This window comes from Pseudomonas sp. HPB0071 (genome assembly GCF_000478505.2).
GTDB lineage: Bacteria > Pseudomonadota > Gammaproteobacteria > Pseudomonadales > Pseudomonadaceae > Chryseomonas > Chryseomonas luteola.
Genome location: NZ_KI517368.1, coordinates 452,850 through 478,391 on the forward strand (window position 1 = coordinate 452,850; position 25,542 = coordinate 478,391).

27 protein-coding genes are annotated in these 25,542 nt (G+C 53.8%); 8 read left to right on the forward strand and 19 right to left on the reverse strand.

The features are described from left to right. Positions 1–80: 80 nt before the first annotated feature. Entirely contained in the window at positions 81–407 is a 327-nt protein-coding gene (locus HMPREF1487_RS21590) for a hypothetical protein (RefSeq protein ID WP_010798876.1), read from the reverse strand. A gap of 517 nt (positions 408–924) precedes the next feature. Here HMPREF1487_RS21590 and HMPREF1487_RS21595 point away from each other — a divergent pair. Further along, positions 925–2,331, forward strand: a complete 1,407-nt coding sequence (locus HMPREF1487_RS21595; protein ID WP_010798877.1) for an APC family permease — start codon at positions 925–927, stop codon at positions 2,329–2,331. Positions 2,332–2,414: 83 nt separating this feature from the next. Here HMPREF1487_RS21595 and HMPREF1487_RS21600 read toward each other — a convergent pair whose 3' ends face one another. The 7 genes from HMPREF1487_RS21600 to HMPREF1487_RS21625 all read right to left on the reverse strand — a co-directional run bounded on the left by HMPREF1487_RS21600 (position 2,415) and on the right by HMPREF1487_RS21625 (position 8,251). Then, positions 2,415–2,876 carry a nuclear transport factor 2 family protein gene (locus tag HMPREF1487_RS21600; protein ID WP_010798878.1) on the reverse strand — a complete coding sequence of 154 codons (462 nt, stop codon included), beginning with the start codon at positions 2,874–2,876 and terminating at the stop codon, positions 2,415–2,417. Between the two features lie 90 nt (positions 2,877–2,966). Continuing rightward, on the reverse strand, positions 2,967–3,320 hold the full coding sequence (locus tag HMPREF1487_RS28065) for an MFS transporter (RefSeq protein ID WP_051370264.1): 354 nt from the start codon (positions 3,318–3,320) through the stop codon (positions 2,967–2,969). Then, the gene (locus HMPREF1487_RS21605; protein WP_010798879.1) at positions 3,254–4,015 is read right to left on the reverse strand and encodes an MFS transporter; all 762 of its coding nucleotides are present in this window, start codon (positions 4,013–4,015) and stop codon (positions 3,254–3,256) included. Before HMPREF1487_RS21605 ends, HMPREF1487_RS28065 begins: the two co-directional genes overlap by 67 nt. Next, positions 4,012–4,620 carry a TetR/AcrR family transcriptional regulator gene (locus tag HMPREF1487_RS21610; RefSeq protein WP_010798880.1) on the reverse strand — a complete coding sequence of 203 codons (609 nt, stop codon included), beginning with the start codon at positions 4,618–4,620 and terminating at the stop codon, positions 4,012–4,014. The genes HMPREF1487_RS21605 and HMPREF1487_RS21610 overlap by 4 nt, the downstream gene beginning before the upstream one ends. Positions 4,621–4,939: 319 nt before the next feature. Next, positions 4,940–5,137, reverse strand: coding sequence for a hypothetical protein (locus HMPREF1487_RS21615; RefSeq protein WP_010798881.1), 198 nt, complete (start codon positions 5,135–5,137; stop codon positions 4,940–4,942). A gap of 203 nt (positions 5,138–5,340) precedes the next feature. Then, a complete protein-coding gene (locus tag HMPREF1487_RS21620; RefSeq protein ID WP_010798882.1) occupies positions 5,341–7,047 on the reverse strand; it encodes a putative bifunctional diguanylate cyclase/phosphodiesterase in 1,707 nt (568 codons plus the stop codon). A 286-nt stretch (positions 7,048–7,333) separates the two neighbouring features. Then, positions 7,334–8,251 (reverse strand): LysR substrate-binding domain-containing protein, encoded by a 918-nt coding sequence (locus tag HMPREF1487_RS21625; RefSeq protein ID WP_010798883.1) that lies wholly within the window; start codon positions 8,249–8,251, stop codon positions 7,334–7,336. A gap of 98 nt (positions 8,252–8,349) precedes the next feature. Between HMPREF1487_RS21625 and HMPREF1487_RS21630 the strand changes: the two genes are divergently transcribed. Together HMPREF1487_RS21630 and HMPREF1487_RS21635 are read left to right on the forward strand one after the other, a co-directional pair. Further along, positions 8,350–9,555 carry an MFS transporter gene (locus HMPREF1487_RS21630; RefSeq protein WP_010798884.1) on the forward strand — a complete coding sequence of 402 codons (1,206 nt, stop codon included), beginning with the start codon at positions 8,350–8,352 and terminating at the stop codon, positions 9,553–9,555. Positions 9,556–9,567: 12 nt separating this feature from the next. Next, positions 9,568–10,494 carry a TIGR03571 family LLM class oxidoreductase gene (locus HMPREF1487_RS21635; protein WP_010798885.1) on the forward strand — a complete coding sequence of 309 codons (927 nt, stop codon included), beginning with the start codon at positions 9,568–9,570 and terminating at the stop codon, positions 10,492–10,494. Between the two features lie 37 nt (positions 10,495–10,531). Here the strand turns inward: HMPREF1487_RS21635 and mrdA are convergent, their stop codons facing one another. Next, entirely contained in the window at positions 10,532–12,379 is a 1,848-nt protein-coding gene (mrdA, locus tag HMPREF1487_RS21640) for a penicillin-binding protein 2 (RefSeq protein ID WP_371106405.1), read from the reverse strand. A 306-nt stretch (positions 12,380–12,685) separates the two neighbouring features. Here mrdA and HMPREF1487_RS21645 point away from each other — a divergent pair, with 306 nt between their 5' ends. The 4 genes from HMPREF1487_RS21645 (at position 12,686) to HMPREF1487_RS28575 (ending at position 15,058) form a co-directional block, all read left to right on the forward strand. Further along, on the forward strand, positions 12,686–13,624 hold the full coding sequence (locus HMPREF1487_RS21645) for a L,D-transpeptidase family protein (RefSeq protein WP_010798887.1): 939 nt from the start codon (positions 12,686–12,688) through the stop codon (positions 13,622–13,624). A 451-nt stretch (positions 13,625–14,075) separates the two neighbouring features. Further along, the gene (locus HMPREF1487_RS21650; protein ID WP_010798888.1) at positions 14,076–14,285 is read left to right on the forward strand and encodes a hypothetical protein; all 210 of its coding nucleotides are present in this window, start codon (positions 14,076–14,078) and stop codon (positions 14,283–14,285) included. Between the two features lie 120 nt (positions 14,286–14,405). Further along, the gene (locus tag HMPREF1487_RS27460) at positions 14,406–14,564 is read left to right on the forward strand and encodes a transposase (protein ID WP_112297996.1); all 159 of its coding nucleotides are present in this window, start codon (positions 14,406–14,408) and stop codon (positions 14,562–14,564) included. A 185-nt stretch (positions 14,565–14,749) separates the two neighbouring features. Beyond that, a complete protein-coding gene (locus tag HMPREF1487_RS28575; RefSeq protein WP_073449911.1) occupies positions 14,750–15,058 on the forward strand; it encodes a transposase in 309 nt (102 codons plus the stop codon). Positions 15,059–15,261: 203 nt separating this feature from the next. On the opposite strand, the gene HMPREF1487_RS21660 is transcribed toward HMPREF1487_RS28575, so the two are convergent. From HMPREF1487_RS21660 to HMPREF1487_RS21690, 8 genes are all read right to left on the reverse strand, one after another. Continuing rightward, positions 15,262–16,509: an MFS transporter gene (locus HMPREF1487_RS21660; protein ID WP_010798889.1), complete on the reverse strand. Its 1,248-nt coding sequence runs from the start codon at positions 16,507–16,509 to the stop codon at positions 15,262–15,264. A 48-nt stretch (positions 16,510–16,557) separates the two neighbouring features. Further along, positions 16,558–16,944 carry an ectoine synthase gene (locus HMPREF1487_RS21665; protein WP_010798890.1) on the reverse strand — a complete coding sequence of 129 codons (387 nt, stop codon included), beginning with the start codon at positions 16,942–16,944 and terminating at the stop codon, positions 16,558–16,560. Positions 16,945–16,977: 33 nt separating this feature from the next. Beyond that, complete coding sequence (locus HMPREF1487_RS21670; protein WP_010798891.1) at positions 16,978–18,159, reverse strand: acyl-CoA dehydrogenase family protein; 1,182 nt, start codon at positions 18,157–18,159, stop codon at positions 16,978–16,980. A 152-nt stretch (positions 18,160–18,311) separates the two neighbouring features. Next, the gene (locus HMPREF1487_RS21675) at positions 18,312–19,184 is read right to left on the reverse strand and encodes a hypothetical protein (protein ID WP_010798892.1); all 873 of its coding nucleotides are present in this window, start codon (positions 19,182–19,184) and stop codon (positions 18,312–18,314) included. A 10-nt stretch (positions 19,185–19,194) separates the two neighbouring features. Next, positions 19,195–20,742, reverse strand: coding sequence for a class I adenylate-forming enzyme family protein (locus HMPREF1487_RS21680; protein WP_010798893.1), 1,548 nt, complete (start codon positions 20,740–20,742; stop codon positions 19,195–19,197). 33 nt (positions 20,743–20,775) lie between these two features. Beyond that, complete coding sequence (locus tag HMPREF1487_RS28070) at positions 20,776–21,075, reverse strand: hypothetical protein (protein ID WP_010798894.1); 300 nt, start codon at positions 21,073–21,075, stop codon at positions 20,776–20,778. A 42-nt stretch (positions 21,076–21,117) separates the two neighbouring features. Next, positions 21,118–21,456, reverse strand: coding sequence for a class I SAM-dependent methyltransferase (locus HMPREF1487_RS28075; RefSeq protein WP_010798895.1), 339 nt, complete (start codon positions 21,454–21,456; stop codon positions 21,118–21,120). Between the two features lie 647 nt (positions 21,457–22,103). After that, complete coding sequence (locus tag HMPREF1487_RS21690; protein ID WP_010798896.1) at positions 22,104–22,427, reverse strand: DUF6482 family protein; 324 nt, start codon at positions 22,425–22,427, stop codon at positions 22,104–22,106. A 337-nt stretch (positions 22,428–22,764) separates the two neighbouring features. On the opposite strand from HMPREF1487_RS21690, the gene hemB reads away from it, so the two are divergent. Continuing rightward, entirely contained in the window at positions 22,765–23,739 is a 975-nt protein-coding gene (hemB, locus tag HMPREF1487_RS21695; protein ID WP_010798897.1) for a porphobilinogen synthase, read from the forward strand. A gap of 47 nt (positions 23,740–23,786) precedes the next feature. Here the strand turns inward: hemB and HMPREF1487_RS21700 are convergent, their stop codons facing one another. Both HMPREF1487_RS21700 and HMPREF1487_RS21705 read right to left on the reverse strand, forming a co-directional pair. Then, positions 23,787–24,554: a heme ABC transporter ATP-binding protein gene (locus tag HMPREF1487_RS21700; protein WP_010798898.1), complete on the reverse strand. Its 768-nt coding sequence runs from the start codon at positions 24,552–24,554 to the stop codon at positions 23,787–23,789. Further along, positions 24,554–25,531 carry a FecCD family ABC transporter permease gene (locus HMPREF1487_RS21705; RefSeq protein ID WP_167670402.1) on the reverse strand — a complete coding sequence of 326 codons (978 nt, stop codon included), beginning with the start codon at positions 25,529–25,531 and terminating at the stop codon, positions 24,554–24,556. The genes HMPREF1487_RS21700 and HMPREF1487_RS21705 overlap by 1 nt, the downstream gene beginning before the upstream one ends. Positions 25,532–25,542 lie beyond the last annotated feature (11 nt).

A 25,542-nucleotide genomic window follows, 5' to 3' on the forward strand; every position in this document is an offset into this window, starting at 1 on the left:
GGGTTACCTGGTCGATTTTGATCGACGGCCCGCTTTCAAAAGCAGCGAGGGCTGAAGTCGACCGGAAATACAGGGCTACTTCAGACCTTCCTTAAGCGATTGTCAGAGCGGATGTTTTGGATATTGGCCCGGTTGTTATCGCCACTCTGAAGCAGGTCGACCTGACTATAGTAGAACTGCTGTGCCACAATTACGGCTTGATTGCCGTCGCCTTGTAATTGCCGAAGAGTGACAGTGCTATCTGAGCCTTGCTGATAAACAGTGGCTTGGCTGTTGGTTGCCGTTTGTTCGATTGATGCAGAAAGATAATCCCCTTCCTGAGTAAGTTCTGCTGTATTCATTTCCGCTAAAGCACTAAGGCTGATTGAAAACAGGGCAGTGACGACAAGTGGTTTATGGCCAAACATAGCGCGCTCCATCCTTTCCATGACAGTTGACCGGGACGAACTGAATTCTGATTCTCTGCCTGTAGCCAGGATCAGGCTATCGCTCTAAAGGGTGGAAACGATGCGGTTTACTGGTTTAAAGAATTAGCTCTAGGCCTTAATGCAAATGTTTCAATAGCACTTGTGCTGACCGTGAGTGACCATGACGTTCCAAAATCAGGTTTCGACATGACAATAGCCGCAAGACTCGCATGACCAGTCTGTAACAGGCAGGTCGATTGTTTGGCATCTTCTATCTCCCAGGCCATTTTCAGATTGTTGCCCGTGCGCGCTCACCATCGATTCGCTGAAGGCGTAGTAATGGCTCATGGCCGTGTCAACGGCTGTACGATCAAGCTGACACCCTCATGCAAAAAGGGCGGCATCCAGAGACAAGTAATCCTGGCGGCTGTGCCTCACAGTAGAAGGCATCTGTAGGCACATCGTCCTGCAGCGCAGCAGTTAATGCTCAACGCCATGATGCGGAGAGGGTGACACTATGAATTCGAAAAGTGCTTCAGTGCTTGCGAACGCCAATGTTTCTACCGGAACAACAGTACCCATAAGGAAAAAGCTGGGCTTTCTCACCATGATGTCGATCTGCGTCGGTGTGGTCATCGTGCAGGGGTCGATGATTTCAGCGACGCAGGGGATTGGCTTGGGCGGGATGGGGTTCATTGCCGCCATGATCATGGCATTTACGCTTGCGCTATTCAATGCCATGACGTTCTCCGAATTGTCCCTGATGTATCCTCAGGCCGGGACGTTGGCTACGTACACGCAAAAGGCGATTGGTCATTTTCCCGCTATCGTGGCGGTATTTGCTGGTTATGTCGTGGTCGCAATGCTGGCACTGCCTGTGGAGATGTTTCTGGTAGATGCTATTGTCGGTCAATTGCTGCCTGGCCTGTTTCCGCCCAAGGTAGTGCCTATCGCCATTCTGATCATTCTGACGATTACCAATCTGGTGGGGGCCGATGTGTTTGCTCGGGTGCAGAACATGCTGGCCTTTATTTTGGTAGGCGCTCTGGTCCTGATTGGCTTGTCTGCCGTAACGGGGTTTGTGGCACCGCACCCGGATATTACGGAAACCGGAGTGGATTGGAGCTTTGTCTCTATCCGGGATGGAAGCTTTCTGGGATTAGTCGCGCTGGCCATGTGGTTGATGGTAGGCGTCGAATTCATCTGTCCCATGATTGCAGAAGTCCATCGACCTGAACGCAATATTCCTCGTGCAATGTTCCTGTCGCTGCTGGTAATGCTGGCGATCTTTCTGACCTTTGCCGTCGGTGCGTCCTACTATCTCGGCGTGGAGACATTGACTACTTCACCGCTGCCTTATCTTGACTATGCGAATGCGGTGTTTGGCAAGGCAGGTCTGCTGATTGCGACAGTCATGGCTTGTGCCGCAACGTGCAGTACCATCAACACGGTTCTTGCCGCGGTTGCACGTATGCTGCAGGGGATGGCTGAGAACGGCCAGGTTTTTCCGCAGTTCAAGTGTGTGAGCAAGCGCTTTGGAACGCCATGGGTGGCGATTCTTTTTCTCTCTGCAATTGTTTCCCTGCCAGTATTGCTCGGCAGCATTGAATCGCTCATCACCCTGGTCATTGCTGCCTCTACCAGTTGGTTGCTGGCTTACATGGTAGCTCATATCAATGTGATCGTTCTTCGCTGGCGCATGCCTGAGCACGCTCGCCCCTACAAGACACCGTTTTACCCATTGCCTCAATTGCTGGGCATTCTGGGGATGGGCTATGTCGCGCTCCATAATTCACCTTCGCCAGAGATAACCGAGCAGGTCTACAAGATTACCGGCGGTATTCTGCTGGTGGTCAGCCTTGTTGCGGCGTTCTGGGTAAAGGTCTACATGAAGCGCAAGCTGTTCGAGCCTGATCTTTCCTGAGCCAGCGATGTAGAAAAGGGCACGGGTGTGCCCTTTTCATCAAGCAGGCCGTTGATTCTTTCATCAACGGCTATTAACGGTCGCTAGAACATGGTGTTTTCGTTGGCAGCCTGCTCAGGGACATCCTGAATGACATCCCAATGCTCGACGATCTTGCCTTTCTCGACCTTGAATATATCTACCACCGCCTGGCCTCGATCATTCGTCCCGTTAGTGGAATGTACGTGCAGATACACCAGATCCCCTTCGGTAGCGCTGCGTACAACCTTGGCCTTTGAATTGGGATTGTCCTTGAAGAAGCCTGTGAAATAGTCCACAAAAGGTGCCTTCCCATCCGGTACTTCAGGGTTGTGCTGCCGGTAGTTATTAGCAATCACTGTGGCGGCCTCGGCTGTTTCATGACGATTGAAGAACTGATCGTAAAATGTAAGGACCAACGTCCGGTTGGCTTCTTCAGCTGTCAGGTCTCGAGGTGGCTGCGCCAACGCAATGCCACTCATGACCAGACCAAGACCCGCAACACTCAGCTTATACATAATGTTCATGGTGATGTCCTTTTGGATGGAACGCTATTGCTGCTTCGCCTGATGTCAGGTGAAGCTTGAATAACAAGACCCTTTGCTTGCCATGCGACTTCAGTGCGAAGAGGCTTCTTCCATGGCATGACCAGAGCGTATAGACGCGCACAAGACCAGCGCCAGTGCACCGCAGATCCCTATGGTTGCTGGAAGCGAAGTTATGCCGGCGGCTGCAAAACTCACCACATAACCCACACCGGCAGACATGAGATAGTGCATGACGCCCATCAGTGCAGATGCAATGCCGGCTTGCTTACCTGCATCGGCCATGGTCAGTGCGGTAAGGTTGCCAAAGACCAGACCCAGCGCACCGATTGCGAGTGCGAGCAGGCTGCCATAGATCTCTAGCGTTGCATGCCCTGCCTGAGCCAGTAAAAACAGCCCGGCTCCTGCCAGCGCATGTAATCCCATACCAGCCAATGCAATCGCTCGGGTGCTCCATCCACGTTTGGCCGGCGCATCTGTCGAACGTAAGCAGACATGATTCGGCCAACATTCAGCGGCGCACGTTGGGCTTTGGGCTGAGAGTCGGGCAGAACCGCAAGGCTCCATACAAACCCGGCGAGACCAAGGCCGCATAGGCACCAGAAAATAAGTCGCCAGCTACCGTGCTCAAGAAAGAACCCACCCAATAGGGGCGCGGTGATTGGAGCGATCATCATCACCTGCATCAGCAGTGAGAAAATGCGTGCGGATTCCTTCACGGTGCAAAGGTCGGCGACGATGGCTCGTGGCGTCACCAGACCAGCCGCTGCGCCCAAGGCCTGCAGAAAACGTGCAGCCATGAGCCACTCTATCGAAGGGGCCAGCGCGGCAAGGGCAGAGCCGGCAACAAATATACCGACACCGATCAGTAAAGGGGTACGTCGGCCAAAGCTGTCGAGCAGCAGACCATAAACGCCCTGACCAACCGCCAGGCCTGCCAGGAAGATGGAAAGTGTTTGTTGAATACGACCCTCTGAGACCTGCAAATCCATTGCCATAGCGGGCATCCCAGGAAGATACATGTCGATAGCCATCGCATCCAGGGCAGTGACCAGCGCGAGCAGGAGCACCAGCGCCAGGCCAATCGTGTTGGCGTCTCGTGTAGCTGATATCCGGCTCATGCCACTGCCCCCGACTTGATTGCAGTTGCCAAGGCGTTCGATAGCATGCGCTCCAGTGCCGTGAGTCGTACGGCTGCATGGGCAGTATCGGTATAGACCAGCTTGACCTGAAGGCTGTCGACTATTCCGATATACGCGTGGCTATAGAGCCGAACATCTTCATCTGCCAAAGTGTCTGGGGTATCGGTCCAGGCTCTCAGGCGACCCGTAAAGGCTTCCTGCAGTTGTGCGAGATAAGTTTCATGGCCGCTGTAGATAGGTACCGCCAAAACGGCTGGCGGCATATAGCCTGCACGTAACAGAAACTTAAGGTAATCGGACTCATCGTAGCGCGCGATCAGGTTGGTGCAATAGGTGAGTCCGGGTAGGGTTTTGGATTCTTCCGATACAAAACACTGGTGCGCTATGTCCTGCTCCATGCGCAATGCCTCTGCAAAGATCTGCATATACAGATCGTCCTTGCTATCGAAGTGCGCGTACAGAGAGGCTTTACGAATACCGACCGCTTCAGCGATGTCGGCAAGAGACGAGGCGTCATAACCGCGGTGGGCAAAGTGAGTGACGGCTGCTGAAACAATGCGGTCGGCAGCGGGAGAGCGATTCATAACTGGAGCCTTCAATAGTGGCAGTACTAGCTGTTCAAGCCATCATAATAGCTACCTACCGGTCGGTAGGTAAAGAGGCGATTATTTCTGTGTGTGTGCCCATCAAAAAGGTGACCAGATAGAAGCGTGAGCAGGTATTACCTCAAACCGAGCGGGATTGCAGTATTAAAAGCGAATAATGAAAAGCCAGTTTTTGAACCTATTCCTTTGTTGCCCGCTTGTCGTCATTAGCCTAGACGCCTGCAACTAACGACACGTTGGAGCACTGGAGCACTACAGTCGCTGGCTCCAACGTATCTTTCTGGTCACAGTACTGACTTCAGCAGTTTTTCTTCTGCGGGTCAGCCTGCTTGACGGATGCGGTAGCGGACGCTTCTGCTTTTTCCTTCTGCATTAGGATGGCTTGCTGATTCTTGATCAGTAGTTTGTCCTGCATCAGGGATGATTCTTCAGCGGAGGCACCTTGAGCAGCGAGAAGGAGCGTGGTGGTGACAAGGGCAGCTTTCATAATGGTCATTGCGGTGACTCGTGTGGGTTGATGTGTCCATTATGCAATGCTTTGAATTGGGAAATAATTAGGCTGCTAGTGAATGGATTATTTCGATTTTTAAAACTATAAGGCCGATATCGCAACTGCGTGTGCCATGCTGCTCTGATGAAGGTGTCATAGAGGTGAAACACATTCCGATACGCTGGCTGCTGTAAAAGCGTACGGTCTGTTTATGGACTCAAATCTTGCTGGCTCTCACCTTCCCAGGAAGGCGACCGGGAATAATGTTCGACCCATTTCAAGACCTGATCGGCAGGCATGGGCCGGGCGATGCCATATCCCTGGGCCAGCTGGCATCCTATCTCAAGCAGCATTTTGCCTTGAGAGCGCGTTTCGACGCCCTCGGCCAGTACCTCTCGGTCAAAGGCCTTGGACAGACCGATAATGGCTTCGGAAAGGGCTAGATCTTCCTTGTCAGTCAAAATGTCGCGCACGAACGATTGATCAATTTTAATGGTCTGGGCGGGCAAGCGCTTGAGGTAGCTCAGGGAGGAGTAACCCGTCCCAAAGTCATCCAGTGAAAAGGTTACGCCCATGGCTTGGCAGGCCATCAGGCAATGCGTGACATGCTCCATGTTCTCGATGGCAGTCGACTCGACGATCTCGATGTCCAGCAGGTTTGGTGAAACTTCCGGATGCCGGTCCAGTATCGTCCGCAGGCGCTCGACAAAGTTGGGTTTCTGAAAGTGCCGGGCAGCAATATTGACACTCACCGGCCAGCTATGACCCAGGAGACTCCACTGCTTGATTTGACGCAGGGCTTGATCGATGACCCATTCACCAATCTCCACGATGAGGTCATTGCGTTCGACGAAAGGCAGGAATTGAAGCGGAGGAACCAATCCCTCATAGGGGCTCTGCCAGCGTAGCAGGGCTTCGAATCCGATAACCTTGCCGGTCTGCAGGTTGACCTTAGGTTGGTAATACAAGCGCAGTTCCTGCCTCATCAGGGCCTGCTCCAGACGTGCCAGCATCAGGGAGGCTGCCCGCGCTTCGTTGTTGGTTGGCACATCAAAAATCTGAAAGCGGTTTCGTCCGTCTTGCTTGGCCTGATACATGGCCTGGTCGGCATGGCGCAAAAGGGTATCTGGATCCTCGTTATCATTGGGGTAGATAGTAACGCCGATGCTGCCGGCAATCTCCAGACTCTGGCCATCAATCTCGTAGGGCTGGGAAAGCGTTTCGAGTAGGCGGCGCAGGCTGATGGGGAGTGTTTGCAGTTGGATGTCGTTGAGGATCAGGACAAACTCGTCGCCCCCCATTCGGGCCAATGTATCCTCCTCACGGAGCGTTTCGTGCAATCGATTGGCCACTTCTACCAGCAGGCGATCCCCGATGGCATGCCCGTAGGTATCATTGATGATCTTGAACCCATCCAGATCAAGCATGCCCAGCGCGAGTAGGCGGTGATGGCGGCGAGCTGAGGAAATAGCCATGCCCAGGCGTTCATGCAGCAATGCCCGATTAGGCAGGCCAGTCAACACGTCATGGGACGCCCGCCACTGCAGTGCTTGAAGCAGCTCCTGATGCTCGGTCACATCGAAGCGGATTGAGATGTATTTGACGACTTTCTGGGTTTCGTCGTCCGTAATCGGCACGATGGTGCTGTTTACCCAGTACAGGGAGCCATCCTTGCGGCGATTGCAGATCTCTCCCTTCCAGATCTCACCCCGGGTGATGGTGGCCCAGATGCTATCGTAGAACTCCTGCGGATGCTGGCCCGAGTTCAGAATACGATGGTTGGAGCCTAGAAGCTCCTCTTTGCTGTAACCCGACACGGCACAGAACTGATCGTTGACGTAGGTAATGGTCCCGTCTGGATCGGTTTCGGAGAAAATGGCAGCCGCGTCTACCGCAGTCCTGTATTTATCGGTCATGTTAGATAGCAACTACCGCAAAGAATGATATTCAAGCAGCTTGATCTATCGAAGCGCTTCCCGCCTACCGAAGCCAGGACTAGAGATTGGAGTACGATCCGGGCTTACAGCGACGTTAGCACTGCCTCGGCGGTTTGTGCCCGCTGCAAGCACACCGTTGATCCGATAATCGCTGTTCTAGGTCGGGCATAGCGGAAGTGCCTGGCTCTAGAACATGTGGGACCAGAAGAACACGATTAGTGTTCTTGGTTATGGGTGCTGCTTTGCCAGCTGGAGTTAGAGCCTTCTAAGGCGGTGTGCCCACCTGAGCCCAAGGCTCCTGGCCCAGCGCAGTGGTCACGTAATCCAGAAAGCATGTGATGCGGGAGGCGAGGGCGGTGTTGCGATAATAAACCGCATGAATCGGTTGTCGCGCCTCGACCGTTTCCCGGGAGAGCAGCTCTATCAGCTCACCGGAGACTCGGTCGCGCTGCGTCATGAAATCGGACAGGCAAACGATCCCTATGCCTTGCAAGGCCATATGACGGAGCGTCTCGCCGCTGGAAGCCTTGAGCGCAGGGTTAACAGAGAGGCTGTCTCCCAGTGGGTGACGCAGGGGCCACTGATTTAGACTTTCGGGTTGGGTAAAGCCGAGCAGCTGGTGATGATCCAGTTCGTCAACGGAATGAGGCTGGCCGTTCGCTTTCAAGTAAGTGGGGCTGGCCAGTACCCGTAACCGGCTGCTGCCAAGCGGTCGAGCATGTAGAGTTGAGTCCTTCAACGTACCAATCCGGATGGCGATGTCCGTACGGTGTTCGATCAGGTCGATGATTTGGTCACTGCTGTGCAGCTCCAGTTCGATTTCGGGATAACGCTTGTGAAACCCTTCTACAAGCGGGACCAGTGCATGCAGCATGAAGGGCGAGGCGGCATTCACGCGCAAACGTCCCGCCGGGCGTTGCCGCCGTATGGCCATCTGCTCTTCGGTTTCTTCAACGGCCGCCAGGATCTTGCGCGCCTGAGTCAGCAATGTCTCGCCTTCCTCTGTCAACTCAAGCCGGCGCGTCGTCCGTCTGAGCAGGGTGACGTCGAGCTTTTCTTCGAGTCGGCTGAGGGCCCGGCTGACACCAGAGGCCGTTTGGTCCAAATGGTCGGCGGCTGCGGTAATGGAACCGGTATCCACTACGGTGGTAAACGCAAGTAATTCATCGAGGGTCGTTTTCATTCGTGAATTTTAATCAAAAATAATATGCTTGAAACCCTATTTTTAGGCATGAATAAGACGCGCACACTGGCTTCATCTACTTCAACGGAGTCTTTTTCATGCCTATTGCCTTGTTGGCGCTAACGCTTAGCGCCTTTGCCATTGGGACTACTGAATTTGTCATTGTCGGTCTTATTCCTACCATTGCAGCTGATTTGCAGGTTACGTTGCCATCAGCGGGTCTGCTGGTCAGTCTGTACGCTTTGGGTGTTGCGGTAGGGGCGCCTGTATTGACTGCGCTGACCGGCCGGGTTCCACGTAAGTTTCTCCTGCTGGCGCTGATGGTGTTATTCACGCTAGGTAACCTTCTGGCGTGGCGGGCACCTGGATATGAGTCACTGATTCTGGCTCGTATCGTGACTGGCCTGGCCCACGGTGTGTTCTTCTCCATCGGCTCGACCATCGCGACTAGTCTGGTGCCAAAGGAGAAAGCGGCAAGTGCCATTGCCATCATGTTTACCGGCCTTACGGTTGCGCTGGTGACAGGTGTCCCGCTGGGCACATTCATTGGGCAGCATGTGGGCTGGCGAGAAACATTTCTGGCTGTTTCGGCATTGGGAATAATGGCTTTTATTGGGAGCCTGATGTTTGTTCCTTCAGACATCAAGCACAGCAAGCCTGCGTCTTTGCTGCAGCAACTGCAGGTACTGAAAGCCCCTCGGCTACTGCTGGTATATGCCATGACTGCAGTGGGTTACGGTGGCTCCTTCATTGCCTTTACGTTCCTGGCGCCGATACTGCAAGACATCACCGGGCTTGGTGCGAATGCGGTCAGCCTGGTATTGCTGATATACGGTATCTCGGTGGCTATCGGTAATATCTGGGGCGGTAAGCTGGCCGATAAACGTGGTCCTATCCGTGCGCTGATGATTATCTTTGCACTGTTGGCTGCGGTGTTGTTCGTATTGACCTTTACTGCAAGCCATATCTGGTTGGCATTGGCAACCGTACTGGTCTGGGGAGCGGTGGCGTTTGGCAACGTGCCGGGTCTGCAGGTATATGTTGTCCAGCAGGCGGAGCAGCATACGCCGCAGGCGGTGGATGTGGCCTCTGGTCTTAACATTGCCGCGTTCAACCTAGGCATTGCCGGGGGCGCTTGGTTGGGTGGGCATATCGTTGCGCAGGTCGGGCTTATTCATACGGCCTGGATCGGCGGGCTGGTGGTCTTGGTTGCATTGGGGCTGACCCTACTCAGTGGCCGATTGGATCAGCGTAACCCGAGTGCAGCGATGCCATCCCGCACTACACTCACGCCAAGTCACTGATAGGAGTCTTGTATGTCATCTGCATTGAGAGCATTGACTGCCGAAGGCTTCAGCATTGGGATCGAGCTTCCTCTGGATAATGACTGGACGGCAGCGGGTGGGCTGGCACGGCAGCACGCCGGCCGCCTACCCGGCGAGCCTGACCTTGAGGCGCATGCTGAACTGGCAAGGCTGGCGGATCGGCTAGGATACCGGGCCCTGTGGATACGCGATGTGCCGCTATACGATCCGGAGTTTGGCGATGCCGCCCAGGTATTCGAGGCGTTTAGTTATCTGGGTTATCTGGCCGGTATTACGGAGCGCATTCTGCTTGGTACGGCCGCCATTGTGTTGCCGCTGCGTGAGCCGATGCTGACCATGAAGTCCGCCGCAACCATTCACCAACTGAGCAAGGGACGACTGCTATTAGGTGTCGCCAGCGGCGACAGGCCAGTGGAGTATCCGGTGTTTGGCAAAAGCTATGACAGCCGCAGCCATGCGTTTCGAACCCAGATCGGTATGTTCCGCGATTGGGGCGCGACCAAACTGCCTGCGGGTATACGGTTGCTGCCCCGTCCGGCAGAGCCGTTACCGCTGTTAGTCGCCGGTATGGCCCAACAGCGGCCGGACTGGATCGGTGAGCAGATGGATGGCTTGCTGGCTTATCCTGGAACACCCGTTGAGCATGTACAGCGCAGCGCACTCTGGCGCAGCGTTGCCGGTGACAAGCCATACATAAGCTTTATCCATCTGGACCTGCTGGCGGACCCGAACGCCTCCTTGGTGCGACATCGCTTTGGTATTGCGGCGGGGCGTCGGGAGCTGATCAAAGAGCTTGAGGCCATGAAGGCGGCCGGTGTGCAGCATATCGGCCTGCATTTCCGGCGTAATCAGCGTCCTGTAGCCCAGACGATGGAGGAGATTGCAGAGTACGTTCTGCCGGTTTTTCACGCTAAATAAGAAAACCGGGCCGTAAACCGGCCCGGTCACTCCAGATTTAGCCGTGTACATCCGAGGAGTTTTTGGGGCTGTGCGCGTACTGCTCTTTCAGATGACCGTCTGCATTGAGAAGCCAGGCGTCCATGACCTCCCGCACCACAGGGCCTGCTACACGGCCTCCCGCCTCACCGTTCTCGATCATGACCGCCACCACGATCTTCGGATCTTCTGCCGGGGCAAACCCTACAAACAGCGCATTGTCACGGTTACGTTCCTTGACTTTGGTGCGGTCGTACCGTTCACCCTGCCGTATGGCGACCACCTGCGCCGTACCACTCTTGCCGGCGATACGGTACTGCGCCCCCTGAGCAGCCTGTCGTGCGATGCCTCGAGGGGCATGCATCACCATCTGCATGCCTTCGTTCACGGCATCCCACACGCGCGGGTCATGCAGCTTGATGTTTGGCACTGGGTTTGGGTCCTGTATTGGCGAGTCACCTATGAGCTTGGCCAGGTGAGGTCGATGCCATACGCCTTTGCTGGCAATCAGCGATGTAGCCTGGGCGAGCTGAAGCGGTGTGACCTGCATATAGCCCTGGCCAATTCCCAGGATAAGCGTCTCACCGGGATACCACATCTGCCGGCGTGTGGCGCGCTTCCATTCCCGGGACGGCATCAGGCCGGTCGCCTCGCTATCCATGTCGATGGACACACGCTGTCCTAATCCAAAGTGCGACAGATAGTCGTGCAGGTTATCGATACCCAGACGATGGGCCACCTCATAAAAGTAGGTGTCGTTGGAGCGCATGATGGCGGCATCCAGATCCACCCAGCCATCGCCATTACGGTTCCAGTTCCGATATTTGTGATCGTAATTGGGCAACTCGTAATAACCGGGATCGAAGATGCGCGTGGCCGGTGTGATCACGCCGGTATCCAGCCCTGCGATGGCGACTTCCGGCTTGATGGTCGAGCCGGGAGCATAAAGTCCGCGCAGCACCCGGTTGTAGAGAGGACGGTCGATGGAGTCCCGCAGCTGGGCATAATCCTTGAAGCTGATGCCTTTGACGAACAGGTTGGGGTCGAAGCTGGGCTTGCTCACCATGGCAAGAACCTCGCCTGTGTTCGGGTCGAGGGCCACGATGGCGCCTCGGCGATCACCCAGGGCGTGTTCAGCGGCCTTTTGCAGGTTGATATCCAGACTCAGCGTGATGTCTTTGCCCGGTATCGGATTGGTGCGGCTCAAGGTACGCAGGATGCGACCACGGGCATTGGTTTCGACCTCTTCGTAGCCAACCTGCCCGTGCAGTTCGTCTTCATAGAAGTGTTCTACACCCGTCTTGCCGATGATATCGGTGCCGCTGTAATTGGTCTCGTCGAGTTTCTTCTGCTCTGCATCATTGATGCGCCCGACATAACCAACTACATGAGCAAAGTCATCACCGTAGGGGTAATGGCGAATGAAGTGCGCTTCGACATCCGTACCGGGCAGCATGAACTGATTGACGGCCAGCTTGGCAATCTGCTCCTCCGACAGATCGGAAATCAGCGTGATGGGCTGGTAGGGACGATGAACCTGATGCACAACGTGCTCGAAATCCTCCAGGTCTTCCTCAGAAAGATCCAGCGTCTTGATGACGTTATGCAGGACCTCATCCAACTTTCCGGCACGCTCTTTGGTCAGGGTGAGGTCAAAGCTTGGCTTGTTGTCCGCGATCACGACACCGTTGCGATCATAGATCAAGCCCCGAGCCGGTGGGATAGGAAGAACATGAACACGGTTATTTTCCGATAGGGTCGTGTTGTAGCCATAGGTGATGACCTGCAGGTAATACATTCGGCCCATCAGGACGAGAAACAGAAAGAACGTGATTACCGAAAAAACGAAGACGCGGCGGTTTGCCATCTTGGCGTTGCGCTCGTGATCCTGAAGCGGAATTTTTGAGAACATGAATAAACGCTGAGCTAAAGAATTAAGACCGGCCAGCCACAGAGTGAGAAGATGAAGGCGTACTGGCGTAATAACTGCCCTAGTGTACCGGCGAAACGGCTTTGCGAGCCGATTAATGAAATGACAGGGGTTCAAATGATGCACCTGGTTGGGCTTAGTAGAAGAGCGTCAAGTAATGTTTGTTTACCAAGTGTGTCTTAAGTCGTGCCGGCTCAATCTAATAGTCATCTCATTGATCGAGTACTATCGAAGGATCTTCCTATGTGGACACGTGCCTTGTCTGTGGTCGGGATGACGTGGGCGGTCAGCCTGTTTTCAAGTCCGCTTATGGCGCTTGAGTTTCCTCTGCCTCCACCGGGTGAAGACATCATCGGGCAGGTTCAGGTGATCGAGGCCAAGTACGAAGACACGTTCGCTGAACTGGATGACACCTATGATCTGGGCTACAACGCAATGGTTGCTGCCAACCCGGGCGTCGATGCCTGGCTGCCGGGGGCAGGTACCAAGATTGTACTGCCTACCCGTTTCATTCTGCCGCCGGGGCCTCGTGGAGGCATCGTAATAAACCTGGCGGAGTATCGTCTTTACTACTTCCCCAAAGACGGCCATACGGTCTTTACTTATCCTATCGGTATCGGCCGCGAGGGATGGGGATCGCCCGTAACCACAACGAAGATCACCGGCAAGATCAAGGACCCTAGCTGGTATCCGCCCGCGTCCATCCGCGCGGAACACGCAGCGGAGGGCGACATCCTGCCTACGGTTGCACCGCCCGGGCCGGACAACCCGCTGGGGCCCTACAAGCTGACCCTGGGCCTGCCGGGCTATCTCATTCATGGTTCCAATCAGAAATTCGGGATTGGCATGCAGGTCAGCCATGGGTGCATTCACTTGTTCAACAAGGACGTAACGGAACTGGTAGGCATGGTTCCTGTAGGAACCCCAGTGCGCTTCATCAATGAGCCCTATGAGTTTGGTGTCAGCGGCGGAAAGCTCTATATCCAAGCCCACCAGCCGTTATCGACAAAAACAGGGCAGCCAGCGGTGATCGATCAGAAAACTGCCTTGGTCAATGCGCTCATTCAGCGGACGGATCTGGGGCCGAGCGCTCAAGTGGACTGGACCAGAATTGATGAGGCTGTAAAAACCTTGAGCGGCGTGCCGGTTGAGATTGCGACGCTAGGCCAGCCTGGTGTATAGACCTCTCAGGTAACAACAGCAACCTCTACTACGTATTAGCAGTAAGCAGTGATAGAGACATCTGGATTGCTAGCGTTAGCAAGGCTTTCCATACCACTCATGCTCGGTTGGGCAATCGATCCGGTTATGGTCTACCCACTGCGGGAGCTGCTTACACAGTGCCCGCAGAAGGAGCTTTGAAACTGGCTGGGTCTGACAGCCGGCACTGCTCTGAACCGTAACTTCTCTTGAATGAAGCACTACGCAGCTCATGCTTAATGGCATGTTGAGCTTGCCATGCCGTGAGGGGCAATCCTACTCAAAGGTTTCTCTATGGTTTAAGCACTGTATCCCTTGCCTCACGTCAATGTATCCGTTCGTAAAGGTCACGTAAACGTTGCTTAATAGCAAAGTGCTATGGTTAGAATCACCGTGTCTTAATTCAATGAAGTAGTGAAATTAAGGAGCGCAGATGCCTACGGACAACGCCAGCGGAGCGGTTGGTGATGTGTTGGAAAAGACGGGTGATATGGAGCGTGCGGACTATCTGGCCTTTGCACGAAAGCTCCATGATGCTGCCGTAGACGCTGCCAGAACGCAGCTATATCAACTCGATGATGCAGACGCCTGTACACGAGAGCTGCATGAATTGTATGAGCGCTTTCGCAAGCAATATCTGTGATGTATGAACCTGACAGATGAGGCGTCCAGGTTAGAACTTCTGCATTGCAGCCGGAAGAGTATTTAGAGCCGCTAACAAAACCCTCTTGAATCTAAGCTTGGCTATGTCCACGATAGAGGTATGAGACATCGCAAAGAGATTACGGCTGCGCTGTGGAAGCGCATCAAGCCGCTATTACCAGAGCATAAAATCTCACCCAAAGACGCCCGCCCTTTTCTGGATGATGAGCTTGCCCTTAATGGCCTCATATTTCTCCCGCGTACCGGCATCCCCTGGTAAGGTCTACCCCAGGAACTGTGCTACGGCAGTGGTATGACCTGCTAGAGGCGTCTTAAGCAATGGCAGGCGTGTGGTGTCTGGTACCGCTTGCACCGTGTCCTGCTCGAAGAATTGCGTGGCGCGGTTCGCCTGGATCTAAGCCGAGCCAGTATAGATGCCGCCAGCGTATCTAGCCCCGGGGACGTATGTACACGACGGCTCGGGGCAAGCTTGGCAGCAAGCGGCACCTAATTACCGATCGCAACGGCGCGCCACTCGCCTTTTATATCAGCGGTGCTAATAGGCATGACTCGGTTATGTTTGAGCCACTGGTTGATGTGTTATCAACGCTTCGAGGTAAACCAGAAGGAGTTAGCCGTTGGCCCGCGAGACTTCATGCTGACGAGGCTTACGACATAGAGCGCTGTCACAGGCATCTATGCAAACGAGAGATCACCGATCGAATCGCCTGTAAGGGTGTAGACAGCAAGGAGCGACTTGGCCGCTATCGCTGAGTAGTAGAGCGTACCTATGCTTACAAACATTGACCACGATACGGGACCGGCTGGGCTTGGCCGCTCTTGTGATATTTTTGGACATGACGGGCGACTGGGAGCATCTTTTCTGAGAACGAACCGCAGATTCGGATGATGTTGTATAAGGGATCTCGTCGAGGATCGCAGCGCTCTGAAGCGCTACGGTTATATCCTAGAGTGATTTAGCGTTTAGCGGATACGGATTTCTTTCCAGCTTCTTGGTCAGCCTCGAAAATCGGGGTCGGGAAGCGGCCGCGTTCCTTTGCGTACCACCACATAGCAAATACCCCAAGAAGAGTAGTTAGCACGGCCAAAATTAAGATGACATTCTGGGTGCCCAATGGCGCAGCTAAAAAAGCTACCAATAAACCTGCCAAGGGCTGGGACATGTTGTTCAGCAGCGTGATCACGCCTACCGTCTTGCCGAAGTCCCGGGTTGGGATCACCCGCTGCCGGATAGTGCGCATATAGACATTGAACATTTTGTCGAAACCTACGATCAATAGAAAACCTAGCACATAGCCGATCAGGTTCGGACTTAGCGCGCTCATAAATGCCCCAATTGCAATCATTGAATATCCGACACCCCCGAGTACTCGCAGAGGCAAAACAATCCGAGCTAGAAGAAACAGAATCACGATTGTTGTTACCGCTCCTGCCGCTTGCAGACCTGCATAGGTATCCTTACCGGCGCCGTACTGGCCAATGACCATTGCTGCTGAGGTAGACAAAGTGACACCGACGATCAGATTAACTCCTACCGCTAGAGTGATGATCTTTTTCAGTTCCGCCATTCTACGGATATGGCCAAAAGCGATTCTTAAGGGCTGCAGCCAGATGTCTTGATGCTGCTCAAACACCTCTAGCGTGATACGGCTAAGACGTTGCCACGCCAGCATGCTCAGGTCAGCTAGAAGGAACAATCCAGCGATCCAAAGCACTACCCAATGCCAAGCCCAAACCTCAAGCATCAATGCCGCTACCAGAGGCCCGAGCACCAGTCCTGTCTGGTCGGCGATCTGGGAGTAGGACAAGGTCTTAGTGTAGCTGTAGTGCTGGAAGATATGCGGCATCAGTACTTCACGAGCCATGACGCCTTGCGTGGTAAGTACTCCGCACAGTGCCGACAGCAACACTAACCAGCCGATGCCGTCAAAGATTACGTAGAGCGTCATTGCCAGTACACAGAGGATCGCCCTGTAGATCTGACTGATGTGCAGGATCTTAATGGGTGGGTATTTGTCGCAAAGGGCGCCGCACAACGGGAACACAAGAAATCGCGGCAGTGATTCGACGAAAAAAGCTAGTCCCGCCAATGAAGCACTGTTGGTGGTCTGGAACACCACCAGCGGCACAATAAATAACAGTATCTGATCCGCCAACCTCGATAGAAAAAGTGAGATGAAAAAAGCGAGGTAATCCTTACGCATAAAGAATCCTCAAGAGTAAGCGATGTTGCATAGCGGCCAGAAGAAACACTAGTAAGCGGACCCTGAACTGTCATTGAGATTATGTCGCTCGTCACCACGCAGTGGCGGATTGAAGACGCTCACTAGCACCAAGTCCTCTTCCCTACCTCCGCGTAAAATATGCCGGTCATGTTGATCAAGCACATAGATATCTCCAGGTCGGATCGGAAATACATTGCCTTGCATGTCCTCGACTTCACCTACTCCTGCGATGCAATAGCACGCCTCCAAGTGGTTTCGGTAATGCAAAAGTGACTCTGTGCCCGCGCGGACAACGGTGTGGCACAATGTAAAGCCCATGGCATCGCGCTCAGTAAGTAGACGGTGACTAGTCCCGGCGCCCCATTCAACGAAGTAAGGGGTTTTCTCAACATCGGATTTATTTCGAACGAACATTTGAAACCTCTCTGGGATAGCCGATTGGAAAAATCAGGTCTCTGGAGCATTTACAATGGAGGACCGTAGAATGGCTTCACCGCTGGCCTGCATCGCTTCGTACCAAGCTACGTCGCGGTGTGCAGCCATCGCTTGGATGTCACGCCAGTGGCGCTGAAGCGGGTTGCAGGCCGCCAAGGATGAAGCGCCGAGCCTCTCCACAAGACGGCGTACAATCTGCACGCACTGTTGAGCTAAGTAGGCGCGATCACGTTTGAGCTGCAATAGATGCTGAGTGTCTAGAACCCAGTCATTAACCCCTGCCTCATGCAGCCGAGTGATTAGCGAGTCATACAAAAGCTCTGCGCTATATAGCTGCGCGGCCGAGTGAGCGGCCTGTTCGGAAATCCGAGGATCTTTCATCATCATGGGACCGTTGAACGTCGCTACAAACGCCGCAAGAGCACCCTCGGCACAGCCCAATAGCGGGCCAACGATCGATGTGGTGAGGTAGGGAACCAAGGGCGACCTATCGATGTAGTCGGGCGTTAGCGCAAACAGGTTCTGGGCGAACACCTCATGCAGCGCAAAGACGCGATCATCGGGCACTACTAACCCGCTGGTCATTACATCGTGAGATCCTGTTGCCGCCATACCGCAACTGTCCCAGGTCTCAAGCTTTTCAACTTCATTAGCGGGTACTAACACCAGAAAACGTGGTGTGTGAGCAGCTTCGGGGTGCGTAAGGCAAGGTGCGTTGAGCATCAGCCAAGTAGCATCCTCAATGCCTGAACTGAAGCGCCATCGTCCGTCGACCCGTATACCTTCAGGCTCAAAGGACAATAGGCTATCGGCGCTGGTGGACGCTGAGACAAAAAGCTGGCGTGGGCCATCGTTGTACAGCTGATCGATGCAGGTAGAAGGGAGGCGACGTATAATTGAGCCGTGACCGCCGACTAGCGCAAGCATCCAACCTGTTGACGGACACGCTCGAGCGGCGATACGCGCGCTTTCTACTAATGTCGGCCAGTTACCGGTGTGTGTGATCGGAGCGAGTGGCGATACTAGATCTAGCAAGCCTTCGGTAAACAATTCGTCGAATGTGTCACTGCTCAGCCGACGATTTTTTTCAGCGGATACGGCTCGATCGCGCCATAGAGGCAAGTAGTGAGCTGCCCTGTGACAGGGCAAGGACAATGCGTTGCGATGTATCGCTTGCTCTGCGGTGTTAAGCATCTACAAGCGCCTTATCACCGCTTAGCATGGTGCCTAGATCGCCAAGACGCACAGCTTCAAAGCAAAAACCGGATGGCTGAACTACCGGGCCTAGTAGTTCCACAAACTGCTTAACCTTTTCTGGGTCGTCTGAGGCAACGAATTCACAGAAGTTACTGCTGCTCCAGAGTAGGTGCACGCTTTTGAAACGTGCGGACAAAGCGCTGACAAGTTCTTCGAATGTGACTTGGCCATTTATGCATTTGCTCGAGCATCTGTTGACGTTTCCAGTGGATCTCTTCTTCGCTGAAGTATCGGGTCTTGAATTCCTCATCCTTGATCCGTTCCCGTAGGTTATACTCATCTGGGTCAGGGTGATTGAGCTTTTCTAGAAAAAATACTAGCCCACTTGGCTTCAGAAATTGCTTGATATGGGAGATCTGGCTGGCTCGATCCTTTGAATAGAACTGGAATGCCGCCATCTCATAAATAAAGTCAAAACCCTCGCTGAATTGACCATATTCTGGGGCTTGCAGCAGAGCGGGGGTTACCTTAAACACGGATTCTGGAAAGAAAAGCGAAAGCGCCGGATCAGCGTGCCGCTCAAAGGGTATTTGATTGGCCAAGTTCGGAGAGGAGGTAAAACTGCGGATCAGTCCGTGCGAATGGCTGGCAAGGGCACAGCCGTTACTACCATCAAACGCGTCTACCTCGAATAGACTAAAGGTTTTGCCTGTTTCTGCGCTATCTGCGTGAGCTAAGCGGGTGAGAGCGACGCCAACTCTGGCGAGCTCTTCAAGAATGTATGGCACGCTTGCCAGGAAGTGGGAGAATAATGGTCCAGCATTTGCGATTAGTTGATCGTGGTAGTCGAGGACCTGTGGGTCTCGGATCATGGACCGCAGATGACTGTCCAGGGACTGTAGAGGTACTTGACTCGCGCCTGTGGCCAGACTGTGGAAGTGTCCCGCGAGTTTGAGCATCGCACTTTGTTGCAGGTCGCGGTCGAGGGCAGTGCAATCTATTTTCTGGAGTGGCGTCTTCATAGCATAGCCTCTAGTATCGGATCAGACCTTTAGCATTAAATTTGCCCGAATCGGTTTTTGGGAGAGCTTCGAGAAATACGCACTGGGTCGGAACCATGTGCCAGTCCAAATGCACCTTGCAGTAGTCGATCAGCATCTGTCCGCTCGTTTGTCGATGATCGATATCAAGCACGATGTAAGCCTTTGGCACGTGCCCGGCTGATTCGTCAGCGACCGGCACCACTAGCACCTCGGCAACAGCTGGGTGCGAGGCTAGGCACTCCTCAATTTCTCTTGGATTGACGTTCCACATATTGCGCGCGAAAACGTCGTCCTTGCGGGCGACATAGTAAAGATAGCCCTCGGCATCCTGCTTGAATAGGTCGCCAGTGCGGTACAACCGTGAATGACCGAAGGCATCGTAGATAAAGGCTTTGGCATTCGCCTCGGGCATGTTCCAATACTCGAGCATCAGGTAGTCGCTTGTCACAAGAAGCTCACCAACCTCGCCGGGCTGATAGATGACTTGGTCTTGCTCGTCCAACAAGTACAGACTGACACCGGGTAAAGGCTTACCTACTGACGTTGGGCGGCGGTCAATTTCCTCAGGAGACAAATAACTTACTCGTTTACATTCCGTGAGCCCGTAGTTGGAAAAGATTTGCACCTGAGGCAGCGCTTTGCGAATTCGCTGGATGTGTCGAGTGTGAAGGGCCTGCCCGCTGCTGGATATGTAACGCAAGCTTGGCACTCGCACTTGACACTCTGTTCCTGTGTTAGCTAGCAGGAAGAACACTGGAGGAAATACGTGCATTGCGGTGACGCTCTCACGTTCGACGACCGCGAATACATCTTCTGCGCTAAGTGCGGGCCTAGTTTCAATGACGCTGGTGGCCCCAGCGTATAATGGCATCACCACGTTATAGACGCCGTAGTCCGATGCTAGTGTCGAATAGCTGAGGATACGATCCTTAGGGGCAATCTTCAGGTACTCCGTAACCCGACTACAAGCTGCCAGCATTATGCGGTGGTTGACGAGCACGCCCTTAGGATTGAAGGTTGAACCCGTGGTATAGAAAATCGATGTAGGCCTTTCAGCATCGTCGATAAGGGATGAGGCAACTACATTTGTTTTGTTCCCATGCCTCAAGACTGCCTCGGCAAGCTGAATAACGCGAGGTACCGCTATCGGAATTGGAGTGGTAAGCAAAACAAGTTCGAGACCAGCTTCTTCGATCAGGCTAGGTAAATCATCGGTATAGTCGGTTATCAGGGTCCGGGCGCCAGATTGCTTGAGCTGATGAATTAGCTTTGTTCGATTTAGGGTGTGATGAGTCGCAGAGGTGATCGCTGCTATTTTCAGCAGTCCCAGGTAGCAGGCGATTAAGTCTATAGAGATCGATGCGTACAAACCCACACGGTCGCCTGGCGCGACACCGAGCATCGACAGCGCCGACGCGATGTCGTCTATCCGCTTTTGCAACACCTGATATGAAGTTACTTGCCCGTCGAGAACGATGGCCGGCTTTGTCGGATATCTATTGGCGTTACTTGCAATGACTTTATGGAAAAGCTGCATGCTCGACATTCCTTTATGCGAAACGTCCTGAAGTCATTTACGTTTTCGCGCACACAACGAGACATAGGTGCCCTGCCATGTGTAAGGATCTATAGGCAAGCTTTTGGCATCGCTCAAAGGCCAACTTTGTTTATCAAAAAAGTGATTGCATTCGAATATATCGAAATCACTAAGCCAAGCATCGAAAAAGGCTTCGCTGTCCTGGATCGATAGTCCGGCCTCTTTATCCCAAATGAAAGGCTCTCCAGTCGCTTGAAAAAAACGGGTTAGATCCGACAGTAAATCCAGAAAAACATATCCGCCTGGTTTCACTGCGCTGATTATCTTTGGCATCACCTTCTGAAGCTCATCTTTCGTGAAAAAGTGGAGAACTTCTTAACATATAAGCACATCGTAACTTTCGAACTCAGGCGTATAGGTCAAAATGTCAGTCTGCTGAAAGTTCATGCCCTGTAGCCAAGGATTGAGTTCACGGCTATGAACCGTGCTATCGACCATGTCTACGCCGTTTAAGGTATAACCTTTACGCGCCAAGGCAGTGAGATTACGACCGTCTCCACACCCAAGCTCAAGCGCTGCACCCGGGCCATCAGGTAGCCTGGAAAAAAAATTCTTGAGCTCCCCTCGTAATTCACCAAACAAAGTGCCGTGATCACAGGCGCTGTATTCACTGAGGTACCATTCTTTGAGAACGGAACTATCCATTATTTTCATAGTTATTCCCTGTTAATAATATAGGTCAGTGCACAACACTTTGCTTCGCGAAGAGAACGCGAGCCATGGAGAGTAAAGATGCCGTCGTGAATTTGGTCAAGCCTATAGGTCCTTGGGCGTTCATGCTCCTTAAGAGTGGTGCGGTCATAGCTCAATGATCCAAAAAGATAAGCTATAGCCCTGTCCAGACTGGGCAGATCCCGAACTCGCAAAGCCTGTCGACTACATGCAGCAAGCGGTGCAAGACGTGCTCAAGAAACATAGTTCGAAGAGTGGATTGACAAGTGCTTGCACACTCGCATCAGCTGAGCAGCTCTGTATGGTTACGCGGCTCGCCGCTACCTTTGAATTTCACACTCTGGAAAATCATTACGAGCGCGCTCATAAGCACACGTACGGGCGTTTTAAGAGCCGCTAACAAAACCTGATCAAGTGAGCGCAGGCAGAGGGTCTAAAATAGGCAATTTCAGCGAGTATCAGGCGTGTGCTTGCCTATACCAGCTAACCAGAAATGGGTTTTGTTAGCGGCTCTTAACCCTATGCGTGTATTTAAGAGGGTGATGCTAAGGCCGTAAAGAACTGTTTGGCTGGTGGTGTCCGTCGCTAGGATGGAACGACAGAGCCTGAATACATCAGGCTCAGCAGTCCTAGTTGTTTCTTTGGCCCATGGAGTTGCCATGCAGGGGAATGGGCTGCTTGGAAGCCTGGGGCGTGCTGTCTTGCCCGACCATCTCTTCGTAGACTGCAGGCTGAACCAGGAATAGCTGAACGTCTCCCTTCAGATTGACCAGTGTTTTTCGGCCTTCTTCGACCGAGGCGATATGCAGCGTTTCACCGTGATCGTTCACAACGGGATGGGATTCATTATTCATTAACGCATGTATGACGAAAGAGCCGCCCTCCATGGAAACGAAATGGATTTCCTTAACATCTCCGTCCTTCACATGCTTGGTCAATTCTGCCACTTTCATGAAGGTTCTCCAGTGCTGGGGTTGTTGTTCAAATAAGCGTTTCGCTATCGTTCTTTGAAAGGTGGTGGGTGGGCGAGTTCAATAGAGGAACGTCCGTCTTGTGATATCTGCACGGCCTTGTGGTGCCTATCATCTACCTTGCTACGATGAAAACGATGCGCGGCAACATGACGCGCTGAAGGGGCGACATAAAACGTCTGTTCAGTAGTATGCTAATGAAATGACGATCCGCTGAGTCCTTCGGCTCGACTTTCAGAATCCTTCCTATTGCCGTGGCCATCCCTCCGCTCGTCAGACGTCGAATCTGCTACAGATTTTGTTTATTGCGAGGTTTCAAGTGCCCAGTTCTTTCCCTCTTTCTCGCCCACGCCGTCTTCGCCGGTCCGATCAGCTTCGCTCGATGTTTCAGGAAACTGAGCTGAGCCTCAATGATCTAGTACTGCCGATCTTCGTCGAGGAAGAAATCGATGATTTCGTTCCGATCAAAGCCATGCCGGGTGTCATGCGTATCCCCGAATCCAGGCTGGCCAGCGAAATCGAGCGTTATGCTCGCGCTGGTATCAAGTCGGTCATGACCTTTGGCGTGTCTCATCACCTGTCTCATGATGGAAGCGATACATGGCATGAGGACGGTCTGGTTTCACGTATGACACGCATCTGCAAGGACGCGGTACCGGAAATGATCGTCATGTCCGATACCTGTTTCTGCGAGTACACCAGTCACGGTCATTGTGGCATCGTTCATGATGACCACATCGACAACGATGCCACGCTGATCAACCTGGGCAAGCAAGCCGTTGCTGCCGCGCAGGCCGGTGCAGACTTCATTGCGCCGTCGGCGGCCATGGATGGACAGGTGCACGCGATTCGCAGCGCTTTGGATGAAGCAGGCTTTATCAATACCTCGATCATGTCCTACTCCACCAAGTTTGCGTCGGCGATGTATGGCCCGTTCCGCGAAGCCGGTGGCAGCGCACTCAAAGGCAATCGCAATGCCTACCAGATGAATCCCATGAACCGCCGCGAAGCGATCCGTGAATCCCTGATGGATGAACAGGAAGGCGCGGACGCGCTGATGGTAAAACCCGCTGGTGCTTACCTGGATATCATTCGGGACATTCGTGAAGCCTCCAGGCTACCGCTGGGCGCCTATCAGGTCAGCGGTGAATACGCCATGATCAAGTTTGCGGCAGCCGCAGGGGCGATTGACGAACACCGTGTGGTACGGGAAAGCCTAGGCTCGATCAAGCGTGCCGGTGCCGATCTGATCTTTACCTATTTCGCCATGGATCTGGCCAAAGACGGTATCTAACACTGCGAATAGCGAGCCGGCACTCCTTTCGCCGGCTCCGCTCAAGGCTACAGGTAGATCACCAGCGGATGGCCATGCACTGGGTGCTCTTGAATCAAGACGTCCAGATCAAACACTGCCTTGAGGCGATCGGGGCATAAGACTTCTTCAGGGCTGCCCAAGCCCTCCATTTGACCATGCTTGAGCAGAAGCAGCCTGTCGCAGTAGCGGGCCGCCAGGTTCATGTCGTGCAGCACGACGGCTACGGCTAACCCTTGATTGGCCATCTGCCTGATCACCTTCAGAATGCTGTGCTGATGATGGGGGTCGAGGGCTGACGTCGGCTCATCCAGTAAGAGCACCTTGTCAGAGGTGGCAGGCCATAGCTGCGCGAGTATGCGGGCCAAATGGGTTCGCTGGCGCTCCCCGCCGGACAGGGTCGTATAGTGGCGTTGCGCAAGCTCGGCCAGGTCGCAAAGATCAAGTACCGTATCGACGATTCGGGTATCGGTATGGAGGCCTGTTGCATGGGGTAGTCTGCCGAAACCTGCAACTTGTCTTACCGTAAACGCAAAACTTAACGTCGAGGTTTGAGGCAGTACAGCCAGATTAAGAGCCCTCGCCTCGGGCGACCATGCTGTTAGGGGCGTTGCTCCAAGCATGATATTGCCTGAGGTCGGTCGTATGTCTCCACATAACGCGCCAAAGAGTGTGCTTTTCCCCGCGCCGTTGGGACCGATAACTCCCAGGATTTCGCCGCTGCGCAGTTCCAGATCAATGTCACGAATACGCCACCCGGTAGCATGCTGAACGCTTAATTCTGTTGCCTTGAGCATTACATGGCCCGTCGCAACAGCAGGAACAAAAAGAAGGGCGCCCCGATAAGAGCAGTCACGATCCCTATTGGCAATTCGGCGGGCGCCAGCAACAGGCGTGCAATGATATCGGCCAGAAGCAACAGGCTGGCGCCACCAAACAGTGCGCTGGGTAAGAGTACCCGATGGTCAGGCCCTGTAATCAAGCGGAGCAGGTGGGGCACGACCAGTCCTACGAAGCCGATCAGGCCTGCTGCTGCGACTGCGGCACCTACACCCAAAGCAGTACACAGGATCAGCTCGCCCTTGAGTCGCTCTACATCGATACCCAAGTGTCGTGCCTCGGACTCTCCAAGAAGCAACGCATTCAGGGCGTCGGCACGCCGGGGCAACCATAGCGCTACGGCCAGGCCAATCCCCACCAGCGGCCATAGCCGGGCATAGCTGGCACCGTTCAGACTCCCCAGATTCCAGGACGTCAGCAGGCGCAGCGTGGTGTCATCAGCCAGATAAGTGAGCAGGCCTATGGCAGCGCCTGCCATGGCCGTTAACGCAATACCTGCCAGGAGCATGGTGGCGACGTGTGCCTGACCGTGCCGGCAACCCAGCCGGTAAACGATGGCAGTAATCACCAGGCCGCCCATGAAGGCAAACAATGACAGCAGATAAGGCTGGAGCCCAATCGGCAGGATGAAGAGGTATTCGCCACCGACAATTGCCAGGGCTGCGCCCAACGCCGCTCCACTGGACACTCCAATCAGGCCAGGGTCTGCAAGGGGATTGCGGAAAAGCCCCTGCATGGCAACGCCCGTCAATGCCAGCACCGCACCAACCATCAGGCCCATTAGGGTGCGAGGCAAACGAATCTGTCCAACTACCAGTAGAGCCTGGTCACTGGCGGTAACAGGTAGACCGGAAAGATGAGCCAGCGCGCGCAACGTTTCGCCCAGGGGGAGGCGAAGCGGCCCCAGCGCCAGTGACAGCCACAGGCTGAGCAGGGTCAAGCCGA

Excerpts from the sequence above, each read along its gene's own strand:
- HMPREF1487_RS21590 (WP_010798876.1), bottom strand. The coding sequence starts at position 407 with ATGTTTGGCCATAAACCACTTGTCGTCACTGCCCTGTTTTCAATCAGC.
- HMPREF1487_RS21595 (WP_010798877.1), top strand. The coding sequence starts at position 925 with ATGAATTCGAAAAGTGCTTCAGTGCTTGCGAACGCCAATGTTTCTACC.
- HMPREF1487_RS21600 (WP_010798878.1), bottom strand. The coding sequence starts at position 2,876 with ATGAACATTATGTATAAGCTGAGTGTTGCGGGTCTTGGTCTGGTCATG.
- HMPREF1487_RS28065 (WP_051370264.1), bottom strand. The coding sequence starts at position 3,320 with ATGGGATTACATGCGCTGGCAGGAGCCGGGCTGTTTTTACTGGCTCAG.
- HMPREF1487_RS21605 (WP_010798879.1), bottom strand. The coding sequence starts at position 4,015 with ATGAGCCGGATATCAGCTACACGAGACGCCAACACGATTGGCCTGGCG.
- HMPREF1487_RS21610 (WP_010798880.1), bottom strand. The coding sequence starts at position 4,620 with ATGAATCGCTCTCCCGCTGCCGACCGCATTGTTTCAGCAGCCGTCACT.
- HMPREF1487_RS21615 (WP_010798881.1), bottom strand. The coding sequence starts at position 5,137 with ATGACCATTATGAAAGCTGCCCTTGTCACCACCACGCTCCTTCTCGCT.
- HMPREF1487_RS21620 (WP_010798882.1), bottom strand. The coding sequence starts at position 7,047 with ATGACCGATAAATACAGGACTGCGGTAGACGCGGCTGCCATTTTCTCC.
- HMPREF1487_RS21625 (WP_010798883.1), bottom strand. The coding sequence starts at position 8,251 with ATGAAAACGACCCTCGATGAATTACTTGCGTTTACCACCGTAGTGGAT.
- HMPREF1487_RS21630 (WP_010798884.1), top strand. The coding sequence starts at position 8,350 with ATGCCTATTGCCTTGTTGGCGCTAACGCTTAGCGCCTTTGCCATTGGG.
- HMPREF1487_RS21635 (WP_010798885.1), top strand. The coding sequence starts at position 9,568 with ATGTCATCTGCATTGAGAGCATTGACTGCCGAAGGCTTCAGCATTGGG.
- mrdA (WP_371106405.1), bottom strand. The coding sequence starts at position 12,379 with ATGGCAAACCGCCGCGTCTTCGTTTTTTCGGTAATCACGTTCTTTCTG.
- HMPREF1487_RS21645 (WP_010798887.1), top strand. The coding sequence starts at position 12,686 with ATGTGGACACGTGCCTTGTCTGTGGTCGGGATGACGTGGGCGGTCAGC.
- HMPREF1487_RS21650 (WP_010798888.1), top strand. The coding sequence starts at position 14,076 with ATGCCTACGGACAACGCCAGCGGAGCGGTTGGTGATGTGTTGGAAAAG.
- HMPREF1487_RS27460 (WP_112297996.1), top strand. The coding sequence starts at position 14,406 with ATGAGACATCGCAAAGAGATTACGGCTGCGCTGTGGAAGCGCATCAAG.
- HMPREF1487_RS28575 (WP_073449911.1), top strand. The coding sequence starts at position 14,750 with ATGTACACGACGGCTCGGGGCAAGCTTGGCAGCAAGCGGCACCTAATT.
- HMPREF1487_RS21660 (WP_010798889.1), bottom strand. The coding sequence starts at position 16,509 with ATGCGTAAGGATTACCTCGCTTTTTTCATCTCACTTTTTCTATCGAGG.
- HMPREF1487_RS21665 (WP_010798890.1), bottom strand. The coding sequence starts at position 16,944 with ATGTTCGTTCGAAATAAATCCGATGTTGAGAAAACCCCTTACTTCGTT.
- HMPREF1487_RS21670 (WP_010798891.1), bottom strand. The coding sequence starts at position 18,159 with ATGCTTAACACCGCAGAGCAAGCGATACATCGCAACGCATTGTCCTTG.
- HMPREF1487_RS21675 (WP_010798892.1), bottom strand. The coding sequence starts at position 19,184 with ATGAAGACGCCACTCCAGAAAATAGATTGCACTGCCCTCGACCGCGAC.
- HMPREF1487_RS21680 (WP_010798893.1), bottom strand. The coding sequence starts at position 20,742 with ATGCAGCTTTTCCATAAAGTCATTGCAAGTAACGCCAATAGATATCCG.
- HMPREF1487_RS28070 (WP_010798894.1), bottom strand. The coding sequence starts at position 21,075 with ATGCCAAAGATAATCAGCGCAGTGAAACCAGGCGGATATGTTTTTCTG.
- HMPREF1487_RS28075 (WP_010798895.1), bottom strand. The coding sequence starts at position 21,456 with ATGAAAATAATGGATAGTTCCGTTCTCAAAGAATGGTACCTCAGTGAA.
- HMPREF1487_RS21690 (WP_010798896.1), bottom strand. The coding sequence starts at position 22,427 with ATGAAAGTGGCAGAATTGACCAAGCATGTGAAGGACGGAGATGTTAAG.
- HMPREF1487_RS21700 (WP_010798898.1), bottom strand. The coding sequence starts at position 24,554 with ATGCTCAAGGCAACAGAATTAAGCGTTCAGCATGCTACCGGGTGGCGT.